At 34.9% G+C, this 23,892-nt stretch carries 19 protein-coding genes, 1 tRNA gene and 1 other RNA gene; 6 read left to right on the top strand and 15 right to left on the bottom strand.

The features are described from left to right. Window positions 1-95 precede the first annotated feature (95 nt). The 6 genes from rnpB to ettA form a co-directional block, all read right to left on the bottom strand. Window positions 96-486, bottom strand: an RNA gene (gene rnpB, locus ACFIJ9_RS06075) — RNase P RNA component class A. An 83-nt stretch (window positions 487-569) separates the two neighbouring features. Further along, window positions 570-1,079, bottom strand: coding sequence for a lytic transglycosylase domain-containing protein (locus ACFIJ9_RS06070; protein WP_375636154.1), 510 nt, complete (start codon window positions 1,077-1,079; stop codon window positions 570-572). Window positions 1,080-2,388: 1,309 nt separating this feature from the next. Then, entirely contained in the window at window positions 2,389-2,766 is a 378-nt protein-coding gene (locus ACFIJ9_RS06065) for a hypothetical protein (RefSeq protein WP_015856651.1), read from the bottom strand. Window positions 2,767-4,415: 1,649 nt separating this feature from the next. Continuing rightward, a complete protein-coding gene (locus ACFIJ9_RS06060; protein WP_375636153.1) occupies window positions 4,416-4,682 on the bottom strand; it encodes a hypothetical protein in 267 nt (88 codons plus the stop codon). 645 nt (window positions 4,683-5,327) lie between these two features. Then, window positions 5,328-6,266: an ArsR/SmtB family transcription factor gene (locus tag ACFIJ9_RS06055; protein ID WP_375636152.1), complete on the bottom strand. Its 939-nt coding sequence runs from the start codon at window positions 6,264-6,266 to the stop codon at window positions 5,328-5,330. Window positions 6,267-6,942: 676 nt separating this feature from the next. After that, on the bottom strand, window positions 6,943-8,592 hold the full coding sequence (gene ettA, locus ACFIJ9_RS06050; RefSeq protein WP_375636151.1) for an energy-dependent translational throttle protein EttA: 1,650 nt from the start codon (window positions 8,590-8,592) through the stop codon (window positions 6,943-6,945). A 162-nt stretch (window positions 8,593-8,754) separates the two neighbouring features. On the opposite strand from ettA, the gene ACFIJ9_RS06045 reads away from it, so the two are divergent. Next, window positions 8,755-9,291: a hypothetical protein gene (locus ACFIJ9_RS06045; protein ID WP_375636150.1), complete on the top strand. Its 537-nt coding sequence runs from the start codon at window positions 8,755-8,757 to the stop codon at window positions 9,289-9,291. A 46-nt stretch (window positions 9,292-9,337) separates the two neighbouring features. After that, window positions 9,338-9,946 carry a bifunctional nicotinamidase/pyrazinamidase gene (gene pncA, locus ACFIJ9_RS06040; protein ID WP_375636149.1) on the top strand — a complete coding sequence of 203 codons (609 nt, stop codon included), beginning with the start codon at window positions 9,338-9,340 and terminating at the stop codon, window positions 9,944-9,946. Between the two features lie 460 nt (window positions 9,947-10,406). On the opposite strand, the gene ACFIJ9_RS06035 is transcribed toward pncA, so the two are convergent. Next, entirely contained in the window at window positions 10,407-11,459 is a 1,053-nt protein-coding gene (locus ACFIJ9_RS06035) for a DUF475 domain-containing protein (RefSeq protein ID WP_375636148.1), read from the bottom strand. A 360-nt stretch (window positions 11,460-11,819) separates the two neighbouring features. Here ACFIJ9_RS06035 and ACFIJ9_RS06030 point away from each other — a divergent pair, with 360 nt between their 5' ends. Together ACFIJ9_RS06030 and ACFIJ9_RS06025 are read left to right on the top strand one after the other, a co-directional pair. Continuing rightward, the gene (locus tag ACFIJ9_RS06030; protein WP_026500335.1) at window positions 11,820-12,359 is read left to right on the top strand and encodes a helix-turn-helix domain-containing protein; all 540 of its coding nucleotides are present in this window, start codon (window positions 11,820-11,822) and stop codon (window positions 12,357-12,359) included. Between the two features lie 392 nt (window positions 12,360-12,751). After that, window positions 12,752-12,931 carry a DUF1508 domain-containing protein gene (locus tag ACFIJ9_RS06025; RefSeq protein WP_015856658.1) on the top strand — a complete coding sequence of 60 codons (180 nt, stop codon included), beginning with the start codon at window positions 12,752-12,754 and terminating at the stop codon, window positions 12,929-12,931. A gap of 507 nt (window positions 12,932-13,438) precedes the next feature. Here ACFIJ9_RS06025 and ACFIJ9_RS06020 read toward each other — a convergent pair. From ACFIJ9_RS06020 to ACFIJ9_RS06010, 3 genes are all read right to left on the bottom strand, one after another. Continuing rightward, on the bottom strand, window positions 13,439-13,621 hold the full coding sequence (locus tag ACFIJ9_RS06020) for a hypothetical protein (protein WP_375636147.1): 183 nt from the start codon (window positions 13,619-13,621) through the stop codon (window positions 13,439-13,441). A gap of 53 nt (window positions 13,622-13,674) precedes the next feature. Then, complete coding sequence (locus ACFIJ9_RS06015) at window positions 13,675-13,986, bottom strand: hypothetical protein (RefSeq protein WP_375636146.1); 312 nt, start codon at window positions 13,984-13,986, stop codon at window positions 13,675-13,677. A 307-nt stretch (window positions 13,987-14,293) separates the two neighbouring features. Next, on the bottom strand, window positions 14,294-14,542 hold the full coding sequence (locus ACFIJ9_RS06010; RefSeq protein WP_375636145.1) for a hypothetical protein: 249 nt from the start codon (window positions 14,540-14,542) through the stop codon (window positions 14,294-14,296). 758 nt (window positions 14,543-15,300) lie between these two features. Between ACFIJ9_RS06010 and ACFIJ9_RS06005 the strand changes: the two genes are divergently transcribed. Further along, window positions 15,301-15,615 carry a helix-turn-helix domain-containing protein gene (locus tag ACFIJ9_RS06005; RefSeq protein WP_007347852.1) on the top strand — a complete coding sequence of 105 codons (315 nt, stop codon included), beginning with the start codon at window positions 15,301-15,303 and terminating at the stop codon, window positions 15,613-15,615. Here the strand turns inward: ACFIJ9_RS06005 and ACFIJ9_RS06000 are convergent. Both ACFIJ9_RS06000 and ACFIJ9_RS05995 read right to left on the bottom strand, forming a co-directional pair. Further along, a complete protein-coding gene (locus ACFIJ9_RS06000) occupies window positions 15,539-15,721 on the bottom strand; it encodes a hypothetical protein (RefSeq protein WP_015856659.1) in 183 nt (60 codons plus the stop codon). The genes ACFIJ9_RS06005 and ACFIJ9_RS06000 overlap by 77 nt on opposite strands. 1,703 nt (window positions 15,722-17,424) lie before the next feature. Then, a tRNA-Ile gene (locus ACFIJ9_RS05995) sits at window positions 17,425-17,501 on the bottom strand. 172 nt (window positions 17,502-17,673) lie between these two features. Here ACFIJ9_RS05995 and ACFIJ9_RS05990 point away from each other — a divergent pair. Then, window positions 17,674-18,417 carry an SIMPL domain-containing protein gene (locus ACFIJ9_RS05990; RefSeq protein ID WP_015856660.1) on the top strand — a complete coding sequence of 248 codons (744 nt, stop codon included), beginning with the start codon at window positions 17,674-17,676 and terminating at the stop codon, window positions 18,415-18,417. 28 nt (window positions 18,418-18,445) lie between these two features. On the opposite strand, the gene ACFIJ9_RS05985 is transcribed toward ACFIJ9_RS05990, so the two are convergent. The 3 genes from ACFIJ9_RS05985 to dnaG form a co-directional block, all read right to left on the bottom strand. Continuing rightward, window positions 18,446-18,907 (bottom strand): YcgN family cysteine cluster protein, encoded by a 462-nt coding sequence (locus ACFIJ9_RS05985; RefSeq protein WP_015856661.1) that lies wholly within the window; start codon window positions 18,905-18,907, stop codon window positions 18,446-18,448. Window positions 18,908-19,497: 590 nt separating this feature from the next. After that, window positions 19,498-21,513, bottom strand: a complete 2,016-nt coding sequence (gene rpoD / locus ACFIJ9_RS05980) for an RNA polymerase sigma factor RpoD (RefSeq protein WP_375636232.1) — start codon at window positions 21,511-21,513, stop codon at window positions 19,498-19,500. 390 nt (window positions 21,514-21,903) lie between these two features. Further along, the gene (gene dnaG, locus ACFIJ9_RS05975; protein WP_375636144.1) at window positions 21,904-23,841 is read right to left on the bottom strand and encodes a DNA primase; all 1,938 of its coding nucleotides are present in this window, start codon (window positions 23,839-23,841) and stop codon (window positions 21,904-21,906) included. Window positions 23,842-23,892 lie beyond the last annotated feature (51 nt).

Raw genomic sequence — 23,892 nt, 5'->3', positions numbered from 1 at the left:
TTTAAAATACTCTTTTCTCAAGTGTCCATTTCAAACACATAGACTCCATAAAAGATCATATAATCGATCTTATAAAATATCGCGTATCATCATGAAATATCAGTCGGCCTATAAGCCGGGTTCTGTAGAGTAAAGCTTACACTTTACATGGCAACCATTCATCTGGGACGGATGTTACCATCCGCCTCGTGCAACCTACCCGAATGACTCGCCCGGAAATCGGCTGCAAATTAAATTTTGCACGTCATTTCTATTTGGTCTTGCTCCCGGTGGGGTTTACCTTGCCACATTCATTACTGAATGCGCGGTGGGCTCTTACTCCACCCTTTCACCCTTACCTATAAAAATAGGCGGTTTACTTTCTGTGGCACTTTCCCTAGGGTCACCCCCGCCGGGTGTTACCCGGCACCGTCTTTCCATGGAGCCCGGACTTTCCTCACCTGCCGCATTTTAGCATTAGACAAGCGCGGCTGCCCAGCCGACTGACGCATTAATTTATAAAACATTTTCAGCTCCGTGAAAATAGCATCTTAAAATATTTTACAACAAACCTGTCTAAAAAGATGTTTTTATTTTAATGAAGCCAGATAAGTTTTCACTTTTGCGCAATATTTCGCCGAAATGGAATTCATTTTTTTTGCAGCATGACCTGCGTTATATTTAAGGATTGTACCACACGTACTTCCACCACTGAGTTTATACGCCCGTGCCAAATAACGCATACCATATTCAAGGTTGGTCGCAGGATCGTACAAATCCTGTACAGAACCACTAAAGCCCAACCCTCGTGCCGTAGAGGGTTTAATTTGCATCAAACCTATTTCGCCAGCAGCCCCCTTTATACCTGCCTTATAATTACTTTCAACTTTTACAACAGCATGTGCTAAATTAACGGGAACATTATATTTATTCGCAAGTTTCTGAATAAGAAACTCATAAGGACGATCAGAAATCTTAGAAGCAACAATTACTGAAGCTTCTCCTGATTCCGCAACATTTAAGACACTATGAGTCCAACTTATATCAATTACAAAAAATACAGCACACGCTGTACTTAACAAGATTTTCAAAAATTGCATTTTCTTTCTCTTCACTCAAACATTCTCAAATTCTAGCTGCAAATAATTTGCAAATGTATTGTACAAAAAAAGAAAGCAAAAGAACGGCTTGAAAAAGGAAAGAGTAAGACAATTTCAAGATAAAATTCTGCAACAAAAGAAAATCTCTTTATGCACAAATTATAGATTTGTCTATATCATAAAATAAAAAAAATAAAGAGACTATAATTAATCTTATAGCGTATTAAATAAAATGATATAATCTGTAAATTTCTGCTATCACTATTGTATCACTCAATTTTTATATTAAAAAAATAGCATCTTAAAGAGAGACAAGAACATCTTTTTACCGAAGATCCTCAATATCAAAAAAGTTTCACAAAAAATATAAACTGTTATCAACACTTCTCTCTGGTTAATAAACACCCACAGCACTCTTTATGTCCGATAAAACCCCAACAAATAATAAAAAAAATCCCCACTCCCATCATTGCGCATAAAAAATTCATAAATATACTAAAACCATCATACTCTTTACCAATTCAAAATATTGCAACAGACTTTTAGCTCTCAAGATGCCTCAAAGAAGCTTTTTACTTCTTCTTTTGAAAGAGCTTTTATCCACACAAGCCTCTCACTTGTAGTGCACAAGAAACTAATTTTGATTTTTTCACCATGAATAAATTTAAAACGAGAGAATTTTACAATTCTTAAGATTCTCACTCAACATGAAAATGACAAATTATCATTATAAAATAATATGCTAAAAAAGTTATACCCGTCTTTGTCCCTACAACAAAGCTTAACAATTACTTTTGTCTGTTTTTTGAAAAATGTTAGAAAACTCAATACCCCCAAAGCCCTTTAAATAAAAATAAACCCTCATCTTCATTCAAATATTTTTTTCTTTGTCACAAACTATCACCTTATCAGCCTTGCACCTCATTTTCAGAAATCATACAAATGAACAAATATCCTAAAATCCGTAGAACAAAGGAAGCCTAAATCCCTTAAATTTTTTTTATTTGCCCATATCAAATAAAAAAACAACTGGCATATAAAATGCGATTAACGTGTTTTATTATAGTCAATACTGCTTTTGTCATTGTAGCGATTGATAATGCAATTAACTTGACCAATACCCTTGACAGACTTGCTTTCACTCCTGCAATGATTGCAACATTATCCTTATACTCCGATTGCTTATCTTTTGAGTAAGATAAACTTTGCTAATTATCTTACAAATTGATTATCTCCTCGGACTTTTCAAAAATTCATGAAAAGCTCTTGCTGCTTAAAATAAAACCCAAAAGCGCGATTAAAAAAACAGCTAAAAATAAGCATTAGCAATGGAAGGACGAGAAATCGCTTTTGAAAGAGCCATAGCAACAGTTTCACCAGATTTGTGAGCCTGCTCACGACTCTGACCACTTTTAAAAGCAAGCGCAATTACATCACGACGCAGCTGCGCAATAAACAACTCTTGCTGTTGAGGACTCATCTTAGAAAGATGCTTGATAATATCTGGAAAAGATACAGACAATCTCTCTAACAACTCCTCCTCTGTTACATCAAGCTTCTGAGAAGAAAAAGAAGAGCGACCGGAAAAAAACTGATAAACAGCACTACTTTGAGAAGCAAAAAAGACAGCGCCAAAAATAAAAAATACAAATAAAATAAAAACAATACGACGCGAAAAAGATTCCATTATCTCTTACCTAAAGATCACAGAACACAAACATAGATTCCTTTTATGATTCTCCTTATAGCATTCAACGATGCCTCAATAAAGAAAAATCAAATTATTGAAAATAAATACGCTAACACTATCTGCCCAACAAGACCTGCCCCTCATGTATTTAGGTAGTATAGGCGAAACAATAACAGATCTTACACTTCCCCCTAATAACACGCTACAACATCCCCTAAAACAATTATAAAAAGCCTGACTGAGGAAATCCTCAGTCAGGCCAGACAATCTAGGGGATCCACGCGGGGGGGGGGGGGAGGAGGTTCCCCGATCGTCCTCTCACATCAACCACTAAGATAGCCGATGCAATATTCTTGCTATGGAATAAAATTCTTTAAACAACAAGAAATTCTTATCATCTTCTACGCAAAAAAACATAAAAGAGTTATAAATTGTTTAAAAATGTTTAAATTTAGGCAAAAAAAGTTTAAAATGACCCAATTTGAAGCAATTTTATTTCAAGAAGCATCAATTAGAATCTACGATCATTATAACTTTTAAATAGTTTCTTTCATAATTCTGATGATCATAATTAAAAAAACCGTAATTTCTACGTATCCACCCTATAAAAATCAAACTATGTAAAAGTAGAATCACTTTTCCAACAGCAATCACCACAAAAAGAAAAATGTAGATTTTTAAAATCTTACACAAATAACCGTAAAAAATGAAAAACATCTTCTTGCAAGAAAACAATAAATTTAGAGAAATAAAATCTTATCTATCTTCATAAAAAATTTTGTAAATGATTATTAAAATATTGTCGCATCTCTCATGTAACAATCAATGAAGAATTTAAACAGCTTAATTTTATGAAAAAATGAGAACTCTGAAGATATTTGTTTCGAATCACGTCCTATAATCATTTCAAATAACGATAAACTATTTTACAATAACCAACAGGCTCTAACGCATTTTAACATAACAAACCGAGATCAATGCAGACAGTTTCTCTTAATCTCTATCATTTAAATGATCCCGTAAAATAATACACACAGTAGTTTCTATGCTCAAAAATTGTTATAGTCTGTTCTTCTACCGTAAATAATGCATTGATTTACAATCATAACTCATCATTTTACAACTTACATGAGAGATCTCAAGAACGTAAGATTCCCTTATTTTAAATCTTCGTCTATTGAATCAATGAATAGCCATACTATGGCACATCACAAACAAGAAAAAGCATATGGATAAAAAACATAAAACGATGATGCCCTATCAATTTTACGCTATACTAACGGGCTGCGTCATAAAATGAGCAGTAAGCATAAAAAGAAAAAATCACTTTTGGCAAGAAAAATGGACTTATTTAATAACCTTTTTAATAACCTTCATACTTCTCATGATAAAGAGATACGAAACTTTAGTGTAATATCACGCTTTTCTTTTCTACTTTCAGCCACGGACTATCCATAGATTATCGTCAATCTTATTTTTATGAATATAATGAAAAACACATAGACGAACGCCATATATGAAGCTTGTAAGAAGAAATAAACGTAAAGTCAGATACGCTATTATAACCATTGTTGTACAAAATGTTTTTAAAATTCAGAATATCACTCCAATCGATTACTAATTTATGAGTAATTTTATGGCGTCATCTACCAAGCTTTTACGTTTGCTATTACTTGTAAATCAACACCTGCTCCTAACATGGCAATATGCTTGAGATAAAGACTAGAGCAAATGAGAACCATGTAAACAGTCCCAGCTTTTATATGCCCAATTAGAGTAAAAATATTTACGTCTGTTTGAGTAATCTTAAAAAAGCCATCATTTATTTTGAACGAAACATAAAAGCCCAAAGATAAAAACCTATTGCCATCTTTACCATCCCTTTCATTTGCCTTTACGACTTTCAAACACACTCATAACGCTGTGTTTTAAATAATGAAAATCATGCATTGTCTTACCCTTTTACCCCTTCGTCTTTTTAGAGCATCTTTTTGCACCCCTCACTAAAAATTCCAAGGTACTTCTTATCTAAGCACCTGTTTTAAAGAGACATCGTAAGATCTATTGGGTACCACCATTTTTGACATTTATGAAGGTATGAGCCATCACTATATTGTATTGTGCGCTGTTACATCATATCGCCGCCGCTCTCATATTTAGAAATATGTATTTCCTTTTACAAACGGTATTATTTAGATAAATATCTTCTCTTGTAACAAACAAACAGACTCTTTTGGATTCTGAAACAGGAAATTTGAAATGAAAAAATATTCCTATATTCGAGCCTCTCATTGAAGTCTAAAAAATCAATATATTGGCTAATAAAACAAATATGATATCAAGACACCTTAAATAACGATCCTCATAGGCTTATCTCTATAGAAGGTGCTTTCATTACACAGTACACAGCCACCAAGCCCCTGTAAAACACCAATACTCTCATATAAAAACATAATACACATGTAAAAAACAATAGATTATCAATGATTGAATAAAGGTTTATCTCTACGCTATTCCTTAAGAAAAATCAGAGAATAAAGCAGGTCAACAAATGCGATTTATGCAAAATCGACTTGTTTATCTTTGATATCGTCAACTAATAAACGCGGATCACGAGCAAGCCAAAGCGTAACCATACCCTTCTCACTGTTTTCATTTTGTATAGGAGTAAGACAAACCGTTTGTTCTAGAACAAGTCCCGTATTTTTAAGCCATTGTTCTATTTGTAAAGCCGAAAATCCAAAACGTATATGTGCTTGATCAGAATATGAAGACTCAATTTCATGATAACCAAAATCCACAATCAATAAACGTCCATGAGGACGCAACACACTTGATATCTCATGAAGAAACATTTCAGGATTTTCAAGAAAATGTAAAACCCAATGAAGAATAACTAAATCAAAAGTTGTATCTCCAACAGACAAGTGAAAAACATTGCTATCAAGCACAACTTCAACCGCATGCGTATAAAGATTAGAAAACAATTTTAAGACAGAGTCTCCACCTATTCCAATATTCAGCATCGTTTGAAATGGCTTATCGCCAATGATTTCAAGTAAAGCGTTTTCCACACCATGATCTGCCATATAGGATGACCGTAATACATCCCATTGCAACGTATTTTGTAAAAAATGCTTCTTCCTCGTTTTTTGACGCTGCTTTTTAACATCCTTCAAACGTTCTAAATCATGCGCTAACAACATATCATGCTTTGGCAAAGCCGAAAGAACACCCATCACAATGTCTTTACCCAAAAAATCATGACAAAGCTTAAAATAAAGGCTATCTCCCTTCTGATAACGCTCAATCAATCGTGCTTCGTACAACAAACGTAAATATCGTGATATACACGCTTGCGACTGATCAAGAATAAAAATAAAATCAGAAATTGTTAAATCTTCATGACGCAAGAGCGTAAGAACACGTAAATGGTTTATTTCTGCGACCGCTTTTAGCAGCACAATCATTGCATCTAAACTTGCACTTTTTTTCATAATTATCCCTTAAACATTCCTATAAACATTTGTTTACAGAAAAAAAAGTCAAGCATAAAACGCATATTCTCATCTATTTTGTTCTCTCTATTTTATTATACTATGAAAAAAATAGGCTACTGTAAAAAACGAACAGATTATCCCCCTGCTTCTCGTTATAATGATAATGCATTGATTTATAATAACAATTCATCATTTTCAACTTGAATAAAACATCGGAGTACCGTAAATTTTTCTCATTTCAAACCTATTCATGATAAATCAATCCAAATTATTCTCTTACAGCTCATAAACAGAGGAGACATATGGATAAAAATACCTTTTATGGTCATCTCAAAACAAGAACTGCACACTATTGAGAGAAAATAAATAACATGATGGTGCCAGCTTGCATTTTTATTAAGTAAAAATGATAATGCTCAATGACTAGAGCATTTGTAGAAATAGCGCTATACTCTTCATCCCCTCCTTTTCATTACAATACAATTTTACAAGCAATAGTCGGTTATATATCATGAGTAGAATAACCCTATCTAGGTCGTAATTTCATAAAGTATCTCTTACTATTTTCAATGAATAAAAACTTCCACAGAGTACACTCACACTTTATTTATGAAATAACAAATGCAATAAAATACACCATTTTTTCAAAAACGTTGAGATAAGATAAAAAATTCTAGCGTGTAAGAGGTTTATAATTTGCATGCTTAGGATTAAGAGATTCCGCCCCAAGACGACGAACTTTATCAGCCTCATATTCAGCAAAATTACCTTCAAACCATTCTACATGGCCATCACCTTCAAAGGCTAAAATATGTGTTGCCAATCGATCAAGAAACATACGGTCATGCGATATGATAACTGCACAACCAGCGAAATTTTCCAATGCATCTTCCAATGCACCCAATGTTTCAGTATCAAGATCATTTGTCGGTTCATCAAGAAGAAGCACATTCCCCCCCTCTTTTAGAAGTTTTGCCAAATGTACGCGATTGCGCTGCCCTCCTGATAAATTTGCCACCTTCTGCTGTTGATCTGCCCCCTTGAAATTAAAAGCCCCGCAATAAGCGCGACTATTCATCTCATATTTGCCTAATTTAATAATGTCATTTCCACCAGAAATTTCCTCCCAAACAGTTTTATTCCCCACCAAGGAATCGCGACTCTGATCCACATAACTCATGTGAACTGTTTCACCGATACGTATTTGACCTGAATCGGGCTGTTCCTGTCCCGTCAACATTTTAAACAAGGTCGACTTTCCCATACCATTGGCCCCAATAACGCCGACAATACCACCAGCAGGAAGTTTAAAAGAAAGAGAATCAATCAATACACGCTCACCATAAGCTTTAGAGAGATTATCAACTTCAATAACAACCTGTCCTAATCTTTCTCCAATAGGGATAATAATTTGTGCCTCTCCAGGACGACGCTCACGTGCTGCTTGAACCAACTCATCATAAGCCTTAATCCGAGCTTTTGACTTTGCTTGTCGCCCTTTTGGACTAGAAGCGATCCATTCTTGCTCACGTGATAAAGCACGTTGACGCGCTGCCTCTTCACGTCCTTCTTGAGCCAAACGCTTGGCTTTAGCCCCCAAATAAGCAGAATAGTTTCCCTCATAAGGAATACCTCTCCCGCGATCTAACTCTAAAATCCAACCCGTTACATTGTCGAGAAAATAACGATCATGGGTTATCAAAAGCACAGCCCCAGGATATTCACGTAGATGCCTTTCAAGCCAAGCCGTCGTTTCAGCATCTAAATGGTTTGTCGGTTCATCCAAAAGTAACAAATCAGGTTTTGACAAAAGCAATTTACAAAGTGCAACACGCCGCTTCTCACCACCCGAAAGTTTTGTTACATCCCCATCGGCTGGCGGACAACCAAGAGCAGCCATAGCCATTTCCACTTGACTTTCTAAATCCCAAAGATTCTGACTATCAATAATGTCCTGAAGCCGTGCACTTTCATCAGCCGTTTCCTCGCTATAATTCATCATCAATTCGTTATAACGCTCAAGAATTTCTTGTTTATCTGCAACACCTTCCATCACATTGCCACGCACATCTTTGCTCGCATCAAGCAAAGGTTCTTGTGGTAGATAGCCACAGCGTGCTCCTTCAGAAATCCATGCTTCTCCCGTATATTCCTTATCTAGCCCAGCCATAATACGTAAAATAGTTGACTTCCCTGCACCATTCGGCCCTAAAATACCGATCTTCGCATCTGGATAAAAAGACAAATGAATATTTTCTAGAACTTTTTTATTGCCGTAAGACTTGTTAAGCCCAGCCATATGATAGATAAATTGACGTGCCATAAATTTCTCTTTATATTGTGCGATATTAAAGATTAGGATTTTGAAAAAAACTGCTTTTGCTTTTTGAAACTGTACAGTAAATAGCACTTACATCGTATCAAAAGCTTTTCACTTTATATTGGTACATTTTTTCTAATCTCACAAGCCCCAGTATGGTCCTGAATGCAAAAAAACATCCCCCAAAAAAGCAAAAAGCAAATCTTTTTAGCTGTACCTGAAACCTGTTATCAAACATTGCCTCTCTTTTCCATACCAGATATAACGTTGTATTTTTATCGTATTAAACCAACTTATCAATGTAATATGGTACCAAAAAGAAAAGCAATTCTCTATGCGCCTTCTTTTTTTGCTTTATGGGCTTTATATTACGCAGTAAAAAATCCTTCCCTTTTTTCATCGATTTTTTGCTACGGGAAACAATGGTCTTCCCCCCTTGCCTTGATATGGCTTAAATTACGTTTACAAAATGATCGCCGCCTTATGGGATCTGACGTCCCAAGCCCAATGATCATGAAAGCTTTGCATCAACACGTAGCAACAAATGACTACAGTGCACTTCCCATTGGTACGTGGTTACAATTCGTAAAAAACTATAAAACCAATTGTAAAAACTTATCCATCCCCCTCTTTTGGCTTGATAATTATAAAAATAATATCAATATTCAGCAAATCATTTCAAAACTTCAAGACGAAATATAGCTTTTTAAAAATACGATAAAAGATCATCTCATATAGGAATATATTTATGGAAAAAAAAGCCTTAATCGTCATTGATGTTCAAAATGACTTCTTACTAGGTGGAGCACTTGCCGTACCACAAGGTGATGCTATTTTACCCGCCATCAATAATCTCATAAATCATTTTGACCACGTTATCTTAACCCAAGACTGGCACCCAAAAAACCATTGCAGCTTTGCTTCCTGCTATCCTGAAAAAAAGCCCTATGATACCATCATTCTTGACTATGGTCCTCAAATACTCTGGCCTGATCATTGCATACGAGGAACACAAGGAGCAGAATTTCATCCATCTCTTAGAGTGGAAAAGGCACAACTTATCCTTAGAAAAGGCTATAATCAAAAAATGGATAGCTATTCTGCTTTTCTTGAAAATGATCAAAAAACACCAACAGGTTTACAAGTTTATCTCAAAGAACATGGTTTTACCAAGCTCATTATGTGTGGCTTAGCAACTGATTTTTGTGTCGGATTTTCTGCTCTTCACGCTATACAATGCGGTTTTAAAGTCAGTGTTTCATTAAATGCCTGTGCTGGTATTGATGTAAATGGATCACTAAACACTATGCTTAAAACTATGAACGAAGCTGGTATAGAGCTTTTAATGGTCTCTTAAAATATTCTTCTCTAATCTACTACTATAATATACTGATTTATAAAGGATAAATTATTTTTCACATATTTAAGTGAGAGTCTAGAATATCGTAAATTCTCTCATTTCAAACCTGTTTCAAAACCATTCTCCTACACGTTACAAAGAGAATCAATGTATGAATAAAAATCATTCAAAAAAACAGTAAAAACACTTCTTATGAACCATTAGATGCAAGAGCTTGTCATAATATTGAAAGCTAGTAAAAAGTATAGCATCAGCTTTCTGTCTTAAATTTAGGTCAAAAAGCACCTTAGAGATTGTACACTATTCCCTTCATGAGTAGTATCATGCAATGGACTCAACTTTAAAACAAAAACGCAAATAAGCAATAAAATAGAATAGTATTTTATTTTGCATAAAAGACCTCTTTCTATTCAAAGATATGCGATAAACAAAAGCGTAAGAAAATAAGAAATCTCCATTACTTAGACACAACATGTTTATCCACCTGACGATGCTTAAAACGAATCGAAGAATATAATGCCATTCCAATAATACAGACTCCCACAAGTCCTGTTAAGACTTCAGGAACCGATATAATCGTCTGCAGATACATAATCACTGCAAGAACTAAAATTGCATAAAAAGCACCATGTTCCAAATAACGATAATGCAATAATGTTCCTGATTCAACCAACATAATTGTCATAGAACGAACGTAAAATGCACCGATACCAAGACCTATCGCAATAATAAAAAGGTTGTGTGAAAAGGCAAAAGCACCAACCACGCCATCGAAAGAAAAACTAGCATCAAGAACTTCTAAATAAAGAAACGCCCCTACTCCCCCGTGAGTTACTGTTGTTAAAGTCTTTTGAGGGGTATCCAAGAGATGACCGACAACTTCAACACCGATAAAGGTCAAAAGTCCATAAAGGGCTGCCAATAAAAAAGTTATTTTATCTTCTGTGTCAATCTGACCTGAAACAAATAAGATCAAAATCAAAACAATTGCAATATCAATCCCAACAAGCGCCCCAAACTTTTGAGCAGGTCTCTCTATAACATTAAGCCAATGTACCTCTTTTTCAGAATCAAAAAAATATTTTAAGCCAACCATCATAAGGAAAGTGCCTCCAAAAGCAGCAATCCCCATATGTGCATCGGTTAAAACTTCCGCATATCGGTGTGGTTCCCATATAGCTAATTTGACTGCCGCAATTGGATTAATCCCAACAGCAACGACAACCACCAATAATGGAAAAACAATTCGCATCCCAAATACAGCTATCAAAATGCCCCATATAAGAAAACGACGACGCCACAACGGATCCATTCTACTAAGAACACGCGCATTGATAATAGAATTATCAAAAGATAAAGAAATTTCCAAAACTCCTAAAACAAAGCAAATAAAAAAATATTTAAGAAAACCAATAATACTTTCCGTTTCAAACCAACCAATAACCCCTCCTAAAAAGACACCAATAATCGTGAAAAAAAAAGCAAACCCAAAATAGCGTAATAGGGCCATGATCATTCCTCAAAGTTTATTTTCTCATTCATCTAAAACACACCCAGTCCAAATCCAAAGTTTGCATCTCTTTAAAGTTGCATCTATTGATGCAAAAGTGTATAGAATATATATGGTAAAGTTACATGAAAATTCTCTCAAAAAAAGCAAGAGACAAATGTAGCAAACAGAGAATTTTGTTTTGAAATGAATATCAATTGTCAATACAATAAGCGAAAGATTTCTTTCTATCCACGAAAATAAAAAATAAAAAGAAATTAAAGCTATAAATATTGACATTATATCATAGAATATTAATACATAGTGTGCTTTTATTATTTAATGATTTATACCATGATGATTTACTGAGGGAGATAATTCGTGGCACGTCCTGAAACTGAATCAAAAACCATATTTGGAAAACGTTTACGTTATGTACGTCTTGCTTTAGGCGATCCATCACGTGAAACCTTAGCTAAAAATTTTAGCATGACAAAAAATTCCATTGCTTTTTATGAGCGTGGAGAGAGAGAACCCAATCTTAGTGTCTTACAAACATACCGCACGTTATATGGTGTCAATATTAATTGGCTTTTAACTGGGCAAGGAAAAATGTTTGACACCGAATATACAAAAGGTGATTTTGACTGGAATTATTTTATTAAAAAAATCGAAGGACTGGAAGAAACACTTGCCAATAGTGATCGTAATGAAAAACCAAATCAAGAAAAAATCGACAGTTCTTATGAAAAATTGCAGCAATATTTGTCAAGACAAGGTTTATCAAATGGACTTAACCCCAAGACTACAACCTCTCTGATCGATATGAAAGCTAAAATGGCCAATTCTTATACTCTTAGCTTATTCATTGATTTACTCATTCGAAGCGTATCCCAAAAAGAGGTTATAGCCAATCAATAAACGTCTGTTTCAAAAGAAAAAGCAAGAAATGATAAAACTCTACCAGTATGGAGAAGAGTATTTTTTACTTTATCCATGCTGGTGAAATTTTGTATAATTTATAAAATTTATTTCTGTACTGACAATAAAAATATTCGCATTTTAAATGAAAGTATAGTGTCTTTAAATTAAAAAAAATAATTTTATAGTATAAAATTCTCATTCATATCTTATTGACAAGAATTTTTTTCTTGTTAAAAGAATAATAGCTCTCATAGAAATTATTTTTTAAGGTCAGAAAATTTAAGGGGAATATATTGACGACTTCCTATAGAGACATACATTAGTGTTCACAGACGGATTAGTTAAATATTTATCCTGAAAATTATCAGCTATTTTATGAGGTGGGAAGCATGTATTTTGAGGTGTTTCAAGGAGTTCACAATCAATGGTACTGGCGTTTAATCTCAGGAGATGCACAAAAAATTGCTTTTTCTAGTAAAGGTTATCCAACAAAACAAGATATCCTAGTCAATATTGAACAAATCAAAGAAATTACACATAAGGCTCTTATTAGAGAACTACAGTCCTGACGTTCTTTACCATTAAAACAAACGTTTATTTTGTGTAATGGTATGGTGAGTTGTTTTTGTAACAAATAAAAAGTGGTCGTTTTTCCCTCAACGGGAGGAGGTTTTTGTGTTATTTCTGATACTCACAAATAACAATCACATTCTTGCAGTTTATTATGTTTGCTTTCAATCATACTTAAGTCTCTATAGCATTTATCAAAAAGAAAGTCTCTTAAGTCTTGTATTTTTCATAAAAAATAAACACACATGAAGAAAAGATAAGTTATCAATGATAATATAATTACTTTACAAGATATTAATATCTTTTATGTTCATATTCCTCTTCTGCATTTGATAATCATAACTGACTTACCCATTTCATCTTCATAAAAAGCAAATATCTCTTTCTTTCTATTATCATGCAATTTTTTAGACATATTAGCTGAAACTATCGTAGCATTTATACCTTATATCTAAAAGGAACGTGCAAAATTGTTTCCAGCATACTGGATTGTATAGACGCGCTTTTTAATAACCAGCATACCTATAAACTGGTTTATCACCATAACCTCTTATTTTATAATCAAAGACGCTCTGTCTTATAAACTTAAATGTTTTCATAAAATCAGAGTAAACTTGAATATTCTCTTTCAATACAATCTCTCCATCAGCACCATAATTGGCTTCATTAAAGTTTATCTCTCTCGTCATTCCAATCTTCCTAACACATTTCCAAGCCCTTTAATGCAAAATATGAATACATATCACTCTTTATCATCTTCAGATTTAAGCATTTTTTGATATTTCTTTTCATTTTTTTCATATTGTTTAATTTGTTTTTTCAGTTTTTCAATTGCTTGGTCACGTCTTTTAATCACCATACTTTGCTCTCTAATAGCTCTATCTCGTTCTTCAGTCATCTTCATAGAATCTCTTAAAAACTCATGCTTTATTCTTCTAGATTCATCTTTTAAAACTTTCACTTGACTGCGATAATATAAAGAAAACCGAAATATAACCCCACTGCACAACAAAACAACAACCATTGCTCCCAATAAAATTTCGTTTACACTCATTTGGATCTCCCTTAATTGTCGCTCAAGTGATCATCTTGACCAATTTGTTTCATCCTCAATCAAAAAAAGAATGCAATAAACCGCATGTTCCAAGTGTGAACAATCACTCTCGGCATTCTTATTTTCTCCATTAAAGCCATTGATAAATGACGCAAAAAAATCTCTGAAAGCGGCTAAATCTACACGCTTACACCAATTATTTGCGACACATTTATTGACACAAAAAACAAAAATAAGGAACGTCAAATAAAACTAACGACGCAACGCAATCGTACAAGCCTTGCCCAAATCGTTCCTATCTTCCTTTTTACGCCATGGGGAATACGGCTATATATGAAAGTTTTTCATTATTACAAAAATCATCGGTGTCACAAAGCACAGCATTTCTGTAAAATTTTGCCTTCCCAAAAATCTTTACATCACCATAAATTAAAGCATCACTATAAACTCGAGCCTTTCTATAATCACGAGTATCACCATAAAATTCAATACATTGAGCATTCAAAACTTGATCAAAAAAGACCGCATTAGCGTAAACATATGCATCTCCACTCATATTCGAATAACTATAAAGTTCTTATCTTTCATAAACATGCAAACTCTTACGAACGACTACACAACCATATGTTAATGCATTGTTATAAATAACAATATCATTGTAAATACAGACTTCATTATAAACTGCAGCTGCCTTAAAACACACTCATCCCCGTAAGGGCATTGATCAAATGTATACACCCTACCAAACAACCACCTATGTGACTCAGATTACCTTCCTGTTTAATAAAATATCCAAGATCACTTTTTTGATATTTTCCAAATTTTTTAACGCATATATACGATATACCATCTGATAGTGATCTAATTTATTACAATAAAGGAGAAATCAGTATTCTTTGCCTATGAATTTACATTTTTTCTACAGCCATTATCCTATCTCTTAAGGCTCTAAAGCTTCGTTATACTCACACACCGCCTCAACACAGAATTTTTTTACAAATTCTGATGTTGGGGTATATCTTGATTTATAATGCTGCTACGTATACTATCACAGTGAAATCTCATAAACATACGAGTGTGTATCGCCATTTCTGGTATACACGTTTATTTTTTCACAACCGTGGAACTAAGCAACCATTTTTTATTGATTCGAATCTGAAAGTGTATGGGGACATTTTGTTATTAGTTAAAAACAACTCTATATGCTTCATTAGCGAAGAGCTACACATGGATATTTTCACGCTCCTTGTATCATATATTCTGGATTCGCAACGCAATATTAACGCTATAGCGTAAATATGTAAAGGTCTAAAAATGACAAAGACTGAAAAAGATTGGTTCCAACGCTTAGTTGAATTGATTAAAAGTGACGGACGAACAATGATTGAAATAAGCAGAGCTGCAGGCTGTGGACAAAATTACGTCCAACAAATGATAAATGGAGGAAAGAGGCCTTCAGTAGATAAACTCATGGCTATTTTGAACACACTGGGAAATGCTAGTGCCATATATGTAATAACTGGTTTCAACATCTCCGATGAAGACTTAAAACTCATAACTTTGATTTCGTCTGGAGATAAAAAGAAGATTGAAGCCTTAAATGTTCTGTTGAATGAGCAGAATCTGTAGAATTTTCTACTCTATCCAATATCGCTTGCTTTTGAGACGTCGATAAAGACTCCCATTTTACAATAATATCAGATAAAGTTGTTTCAAATTTTTTATCATTCTTCATAGTCATACTCCATGTAGTCAAACCATATAACGCTAAAGCGTTTAAATATATCTCATACCTTAGAAAAAAATATTTGCAATAGGCAGTATGGAAGCAATTGTGTACAAACTTATTTTACAAAATCAGATGAAGTTCTATTAGTCATGTACCATGGTGAAACAGAAAGCATCACACGATCCAGATCTTCTTATGAAAATTGGTATAATCTATCAAAAATGCGAATAATGTTACGCATATCTTGTGATTCGGACCAGTAACAAACTAATGTGAAAATATCCCTGAAGACACTCCTGAACTCTATATAAGAGAACACGAAAAAGCTTTTTTGAAAAAAAATATATCACAATTTTATTCTACATAGCACCGTCTATGTTTTTTAAACAATATTGCAAAGCAAGAATATAACAATGTTATAGGAATAAATTCTTATAAACAGAGCCACACTACCTAAAACTCTGTAACACGTTTATAGGTAACCTCCCCTCTAAACGCACCTTGTAAATACTAATATAAGTCTCTACCATAAGCAAAAATGATACTATTAAAAAATAAAACGAATCACCACGCATAATCCTTGTACGTAAATTGTATTGCAGATTTACAACAAGAGAGAAATTCCCTTATGTAAATGAAGAATTATATTTTCAAAGTATGATTTTGAAGAAAAGTATACTTTTCCAAAAAAAATTACCCTCTCTGCCAATAATTTTTCATAAGAGAGAAAACTCACAACAAAGATAAAACTCTCTACATAATCAATACGAGAAAAATGTTAGCAATACCCAAAAGTGCTAGGTTGACCTAAATATTGCCAATCCCCTATGAGAGTAAAATCAAAAAAGACTTCTGCTCTTCAATAATAATTTGGCTTACATCAAAACTCTATAATTTGAGCATTAAGCGAAAAATACACAAAAACAGAAAATGGCATTTTAACGAATTTTCCAATATCATAGAAAACATTTTTTACAGAATAAATAAAATGCTTATTACAATAAAATCTGGATGATGCAAAGCGATAGAAAAAACCACTCAATTGACTTTTCAAAGAACAATTGATGAGATTCTTTTCAGAGAACACGCCAACATCACTATGAACAATATTTCTCAAAAATCAAATAGAACTCCTCTCTTGGGAAAAAGAAAATATCAACAAATGTTATCATCGTTAACCCAACGATACATACGAGCGCCTATGGATCACATTCTCTTATATACAACCTTTCATCACGATAATGCTATTCGAACGTCTAAAAGACATTAACATCACTCAGAAAAAAGCAAATTCACACTAAATGTTTTTTGAGCCATTTGTTCTAAACAGGTACAATCTTTAAAATTGGTTTTATTGGGATCTGTTTATTTGCAAAACAAGCATAAATAAACTTATCCAATGAAGCTTTTAGCCTTCTATTTTATGAAGAACATCATACAGAAAAAGTACAAAACAGTATATGAATTAAGAAAGTAAATAGCGCCACATATCAGTTAATCCAAATGCTACAATGTTTCAAATGAGAGCACTTCTTTAATGAGACTAAAAAACATACTATCACTTTATATTAAAGCGACTGATAGAAAAAACAGCAACAAACAATGACAAAGGATTTTAGAACAAACAGAAAAATAAATAAAAAACGAAAAAGGTAGAATCCCAAAATTTTTATATAAGCTACCCATTTTTCTATTGGCCATTTCCCTATTGGTGGGCCCGGAGGGACTCGAACCCCCAACCAAGCGGTTATGAGCCGCTGGCTCTAACCAATTGAGCTACAGGCCCCATATATAGGTTGTTTCTCTCTAAACTAAAATGCCCTATGATACAAGAGCTGACGAAGATTATAACCCATCTTTTTCTCTTTTCTATTGGTTTTTTTTTCAGTGCCCTAATTTCTTTACAAGAACTCTTAAAAATGAGAGAATAGTTAACTGACAAATATAAAGGTATAGATATGATAGAAAAGAAAATTCAACCACTGAAGGGTTCTCTGGTTAAAGCAGTTATATTAGCATTTACACTCTTAGCCACATCGTTGACTGTACGTGCTTATGCTGAAGAAAATAAAATGAAAAATGCAACTATTACAGTGACTGCAATCGGAGAAAGTCAAGCTGCACCGGATATGGCAATTATTAATCTAGCCGTTGTTACCTATGACAAAACTGCCCAAAAGGCATTAGCTTCCAATAATCAATCCATCAATGATATTATAAAAGCTTTTAAAAACGATGGCATCCAAGCAAATGATTTGCAAACATCAGGTTTATCCATTTATCAGTCGACTTCTGATAAACACCACGAAAAAAAGAATAATGAAAAACTCTATCATGTTTCAAATTCTTTAACCGTGCGCATTCGTGATCTTAATAATGCTGGTAAAATCTTTGATCAAGCGATGACTCTAGGTGTTAATTCAGTCAACGGCATTACTTTTACCAACGCAGATACAAAGCCGTTTTATCAAGAAGCACGTAAAAAAGCCATTACTGAAGCCATTGAAAAAGCGCAAACGATAGCGCAAGCAGCCGATTTAAAATTAGGAAAAATTATTGAAATCAATGAAAGGGATGATTACTACCACCCAACACCACGTCTCATGAGTAGAGCAGCAGATGCAAGCTACGAAAATACAAATTTTGCAGGTGGTGAATTAACTTATAATGTGAGCGTCACTGTCGTCTTTGCGATCGATTAAGTCGCCAACTGTTGTATAAAAAATCATATTACTGGCCTTTACATAGAAGACCAGTAATGTGATGAAGATAATCTTCCTCAGATAATAATTCGTCTTCGTAAACCTCTATCTGTCCGCGTGCAGAAATATGCGCTGTATGTACCGTCTGGCAATCTCCTGATACCAATGGATGCCACCAATGAAGATCTTTTCCCTCATAAATTAATCTATAAGCACAACTTTCTGGAAGCCAACGCGCTGTTTTAACTGTCGTAATGTCTAGCGATATACAATCTGGTACAATTGATTTGCGATGAGCATAATCTCGACACCTACAAGTTTCCCCATCTAAAAGACGACAAGCAATACTGGTTGCATAAAGGTCACCCGTATCATCGTCCTCAACTTTATGGAGACAACAACGACCACAGCCATCACAAAGGCTCTCCCACTCAGAAATGGAAATCTCTTCTAATTTTTTTACTTTCCAAAAGGGAAGCTCTCCACTCATAAACTCAGACACACCTTTTTTAATTAAGACGATCTATAAAAAATGAAACGTTTAATTTCTATAATTTCATCTATTTCTGTCTCTTAAAAAGATTCAACTCAATGTATGCTTTAAACCGTTTTCTTAAAATCTATCTGAATAAAAAGAGAATATTCAAAAAATAGCGCATATAAATGAACATAATCTATTGAAACATTCCTTTATAAACTGACGAAGAATAAAATGCGTCACCTAAAATGATAAAAATTCCGCAACGAATACACATTTCTCATCAAAAAGTCCGTATGTTGCAATATAAGTTTATTCTTAATAGATCCTATTTCTTAAGAAACGAGCCGCTACACGCAAGATAATGTTTTTCGTTCATTTTTTCAAATGACTACCACACCAGTATTTACCCTACATCTGTTATTTTCAGAAAGAGAAATACAAAATTCAAAAGCTAAGAAAAACATTAAACATCGTAAACTTTCTGGATTATTCAAATTCTTCCCATATTTTCTCAAAAAAGCATCAAAGTACAATGTGACACACCTCCCCTTCATTAAGAAGAAAGAGGGATTTATTAAAATACACACGAATTTCTTTATTTAAGAATCGAGAAAACTACGCAATTTTCGTGAACGGCTAGGATGTTTTAATTTACGAAGTGCCTTTGCTTCAATCTGACGAATACGCTCTCTTGTAACTGAAAATTGTTGTCCTACTTCTTCCAACGTGTGATCTGTATTCATCCCTATTCCAAAACGCATCCGCAAAACACGTTCTTCCCGCGGTGTTAATGAAGCAAGAACGCGTGTTGTCGTATCTCGCAGATTAGCTTGGATAGCTGCATCAATTGGTAATAACGCATTCCTATCCTCAATAAAATCACCTAAATGGGAATCATCTTCATCACCAACAGGCGTTTCGAGTGAAATGGGTTCTTTTGCAATTTTAAGAACTTTTCGTACTTTTTCCAACGGCATAGAAAGCTTGCTAGACAATTCTTCTGGTGTTGGTTCTCGTCCAATTTCATGGAGAATCTGACGCGATGTACGAACGATTTTATTAATTGTTTCAATCATATGAACAGGGATACGAATAGTACGCGCCTGATCAGCAATTGAACGTGTAATAGCCTGACGAATCCACCATGTTGCATAAGTTGAAAACTTGTAGCCGCGCCGATATTCAAACTTATCCACAGCCTTCATCAAACCGATATTACCCTCTTGAATAAGATCAAGAAACTGCAAACCACGATTAGTGTATTTTTTTGCAATTGAAATGACAAGACGCAAATTAGATTCTACCATCTCTTTTTTCGCAATTGTTGATTCGCGTTCACCTTTCTGCACCTGCATAACAATCCGACGAAATTCACCAATCGAAATAGCCGTTTCTTGCGCAAGATTTTGTATCTCACTTCGCAGTTTTTGGATTTCTTTTGCTTCACGCATCGAAAATTCTTTCCAACCAGGTGTAGGCAAAGCAGCAATATAATTCATCCAATCTGCGTCCAATTCACGCCCTTGGTATTCTTTTAAAAAATCCTCGTGGCCAATGCCATAGCTGTTGGCAATCCGTTTCAGCTTACCTTCATTATGAATCAATCTCTTATTGATGTCATAAAGCTGTTCAACCAAAGCTTCGATACGATTTTGGTTTAAAGAAAGAGATTTTACTGCTTGAATCAACTCACCCTTTAATTGAATATATTTTTTCTTCTGAGAAGATGTAAGGGCCCCCTCTTTACGCTCTGCCAAACTGCTTTCAACATGCTGATCTTGTAATTTTCGTAATTTCACATAGGTTTGAGCAATAAAATCCAATGTTTCCATAACTTGAGGACAAAGTTCATTTTCCATTGCAGCAAGCGATAAGTTAACATCGTCATCGTCTTCTTCATCGTCGTCTTCAATGTTTCTCTCTCCTGCGCTCTCCTCCATATTACGTATACCAGAAGACATTTTTTCTTCTTCTGTCTTATTCACTTCACTTCGCTCAATAACAGGAGCCTGCTTTGCTTCTGGACCAGCATAAGTCGTTTCAAGATCAATAATTTCACGAAGAAGAATACGCTGTTCTTTTAACTCGTCACGCCATATAATAAGAGCCTGAAAAGTTAAAGGACTCTCACAAAGTCCCGCAATCATTGTCTCACGCCCTGCTTCAATACGCTTAGCAATGGCAATTTCACCTTCCCGTGAAAGAAGCTCAACAGCTCCCATTTCACGCAAATACATACGCACCGGATCATCCGTACGATCTGTTACTTCGCGTTTATTCGTTGTCGTTGCAATTGCGTGGCTAGAGGCTTCTACTAAATCACCACCCTCTACTGTAACTTCTTCTTCATAATTTTCAGACTCAACTTCATCCTCATCATCCACAACATTAACCCCCATCTCAGAGAACATCGCCAAGATATCTTCAATTTGTTCGGATGTAACCTCGTCAGAAGGAAGAACAGCATTGAGTTCATCCATTGTTACATAACCATTTTTTTTGGCAAGTTTAATCATTTTCTTGATGGCATCATCAGAAAAATCAAGAAGAGGACCATCCAAACTCGCTTGGCTTGTTACTTCTGCATTATCTTTCTGTTTAACCTTTGTTGCCATACCATAACTCCACTCGACCACTTCACAGTTTCCATGTAACCATAGTTTCCATGTGACCAGTTTTTTTTGCTCTCACTAAAATCTACCAATAATTTCTCATATATACTTCCTTTTAAGAGATTACTATTGGAAAGAATACATTTTGTATACGCCTTAACATCCAGACAAACTTGACATCCAGACAAAAACGCGGGAAAACTCCAGAAGTTTCCCCGACACCTCTCAGCCCTTCTGAGATAATCTCTGTACCCTATCGTAAGAACCAATTTCCCGCTTTTCCTAAAATTTACCCGCTTTTCCTAAAATTTAATTGCCATCTTTATGAAAATGTCACTCCCATAAACTTCCTCGTCTAAAATTTAAGTGACTGATTCGCATTAAAAAAGCGAATCATTTTATCGTATCTTGTGTATTCCCGTCTATTTTTTCATCCAACCAACTTCCAAACCCTTCAATTAACGCTTCTGTTGCCTGCATCTGCTCCAGCTCATTTTTTACCTCACGAAGCAGATCAAAAACCTCACTCCTAGGATTTTCTACAAGTTGCTCTTTAATATCCTGTAATCTCTTATGTAGGTGGTGTTCTTGAAGATGCAAGTAGACAGCTTGTTTTAATATCGCACGTGCATCCTCTATAGAAGCTCTACCAAAGATAATACGCATACCAATATTTTGCACAAGATGTTTCATACGCTCTAACAGAGCCTTTTGCCCTCTTTTTTCTAAGAGCGCAACCATCGTCTCCTCATCATGAAGCTGTTGATTCCCAAGAATTTCCAACATAGCTTGATGAAAGCACATCAATTGAGTATTTTTTAATTCTAACTCAGAAAGAATTTCAAAATTTTCATACCACAACTCAGGATAGTAAGCTAAAGTGAGTAAAATCACTGCTTCTCGCAAAGGAATAGATTGCGAAGAATTTCGTACTATTTCAGAATTTGCTAACAGAGAAAAGGATTGATCTTTAAAGATCCTATTTGATGAAGATTGATCATATCGCCCTTCTCCCTTTTTTTTCGAAAAAGAGGGACGAAAAAAATCAAAAAGGCGTTTTTTTACATCTTGCAAATAATAACGACGGACATCTTCATCCTTAATCGTAAAAATTTGTTGTTTTAGTTGTTTTTCTAGCGCTGCTCGTGTCTCTGGAGTTTCAAAATGCTTTCCATAGGTAGCTCGCCACCATAAAAGCTCACTCAAAGGAATTGCTTTTTGCAAAAAAGAAGAAAAAAGTTGTGCTCCACCAGCACAAACAATTTCATCAGGATCTTTTCCTTGTGGCAACAAAACAAAGCGTACACAAACCCCAGCCTTTAAAAGAGGCAACACACGATCAGCAACACGAAAAGCAGCGTTTAAACCAGCATCATCACCATCAAAACACAAAATGGGCTCCTTCCCCATCTGCCATAAAAGCTCAATTTGCGCTTCCGTTAATGCTGTCCCCAAGGGCGCTACAACTCCTTCAAAACCAGCTTTAGTCAATGCAATGACATCCATATACCCCTCAACAACAAGGAGTGAATGATTTTTTTCATCGCCAACAAAGCGACTGTTTTTGCGAGCTGCTACCGCGTTATAAAGTATATTTCCTTTATGAAACAGCACTGTTTCAGGGCTATTGAGATATTTTGCTCGTGTCTCTTTCTCTAATGCACGCCCTCCGAAAGCCACCACACGTCCGCGCAAATCTTCGATAGGAAACATAATGCGATTTCTAAATCGGTCATAAGAATCCGCACTCCCCTCACGCACTGTGAGAAGTCCACATTCTTCCATTTGCTTTATTGAAATGCCCCGTGCACTCAAAGCTTCTTTCAAAGCTGTACGCCTTACCGGTGCAAAACCAATGCGGAAACGCTCTACGAGCTCTGGTGTCACACCACGTGCATCCAAATAACGACGTGCTTGCACACCTCCTTTATCGCGTAAATTATATTGAAAAAAATCTGTAGCAATTTTCATTACATCATAAAGCTCAGCTTTTTCCAGTTGACGTTTATGACTTTGTGAATCCAAAATAGGGAGTTTCATTCCCGCAAAATCAGCCAAACGCTCTACACTTTCTGAAAAGTGCAATCCATCAAGCTCACACAAAAAGGTAAAAATATCTCCACTTACACCACAACCAAAACAATAATAGCGCCCTTTATGATCATCACAATGAAAACTTGGCGTTTTTTCACCATGAAATGGACAACAACACCAAAAGTCTCCCCGTGAAGGCTTACTTTTTCGAGGATCAAAATCCACCCGTTGACCAATCACTGTTGAAATTGGGAGTCTAGTACGCAGTTCATTAAGGAAATCGGGCGGGAAACGCATTATCTCTCACAGAGTTTGAAAATTCTTTTTTGCATATTTAACGACTTTAGA

It is taken from the genome of Bartonella sp. MR90HLJMH (genome assembly GCF_042194115.1).
GTDB lineage: Bacteria > Pseudomonadota > Alphaproteobacteria > Rhizobiales > Rhizobiaceae > Bartonella > Bartonella grahamii.
The sequence above is the reverse complement of the archived record's forward strand: the minus strand, read 5'-3'. Positions and strand labels throughout refer to the sequence as shown.

Coding starts and splice junctions, on each gene's coding strand:
- ACFIJ9_RS06070 (WP_375636154.1), bottom strand. CDS start 1,079: ATGCAATTTTTGAAAATCTTGTTAAGTACAGCGTGTGCTGTATTTTTT.
- ACFIJ9_RS06065 (WP_015856651.1), bottom strand. CDS start 2,766: ATGGAATCTTTTTCGCGTCGTATTGTTTTTATTTTATTTGTATTTTTT.
- ACFIJ9_RS06055 (WP_375636152.1), bottom strand. CDS start 6,266: ATGAAAAAAAGTGCAAGTTTAGATGCAATGATTGTGCTGCTAAAAGCG.
- ettA (WP_375636151.1), bottom strand. CDS start 8,592: ATGGCACGTCAATTTATCTATCATATGGCTGGGCTTAACAAGTCTTAC.
- ACFIJ9_RS06045 (WP_375636150.1), top strand. CDS start 8,755: ATGCAAAAAAACATCCCCCAAAAAAGCAAAAAGCAAATCTTTTTAGCT.
- pncA (WP_375636149.1), top strand. CDS start 9,338: ATGGAAAAAAAAGCCTTAATCGTCATTGATGTTCAAAATGACTTCTTA.
- ACFIJ9_RS06035 (WP_375636148.1), bottom strand. CDS start 11,459: ATGGCCCTATTACGCTATTTTGGGTTTGCTTTTTTTTTCACGATTATT.
- ACFIJ9_RS06025 (WP_015856658.1), top strand. CDS start 12,752: ATGTATTTTGAGGTGTTTCAAGGAGTTCACAATCAATGGTACTGGCGT.
- ACFIJ9_RS06020 (WP_375636147.1), bottom strand. CDS start 13,621: ATGACGAGAGAGATAAACTTTAATGAAGCCAATTATGGTGCTGATGGA.
- ACFIJ9_RS06015 (WP_375636146.1), bottom strand. CDS start 13,986: ATGAGTGTAAACGAAATTTTATTGGGAGCAATGGTTGTTGTTTTGTTG.
- ACFIJ9_RS06010 (WP_375636145.1), bottom strand. CDS start 14,542: ATGAGTGGAGATGCATATGTTTACGCTAATGCGGTCTTTTTTGATCAA.
- ACFIJ9_RS06005 (WP_007347852.1), top strand. CDS start 15,301: ATGACAAAGACTGAAAAAGATTGGTTCCAACGCTTAGTTGAATTGATT.
- ACFIJ9_RS06000 (WP_015856659.1), bottom strand. CDS start 15,721: ATGAAGAATGATAAAAAATTTGAAACAACTTTATCTGATATTATTGTA.
- ACFIJ9_RS05990 (WP_015856660.1), top strand. CDS start 17,674: ATGATAGAAAAGAAAATTCAACCACTGAAGGGTTCTCTGGTTAAAGCA.
- ACFIJ9_RS05985 (WP_015856661.1), bottom strand. CDS start 18,907: ATGAGTGGAGAGCTTCCCTTTTGGAAAGTAAAAAAATTAGAAGAGATT.
- rpoD (WP_375636232.1), bottom strand. CDS start 21,513: ATGGCAACAAAGGTTAAACAGAAAGATAATGCAGAAGTAACAAGCCAA.
- dnaG (WP_375636144.1), bottom strand. CDS start 23,841: ATGCGTTTCCCGCCCGATTTCCTTAATGAACTGCGTACTAGACTCCCA.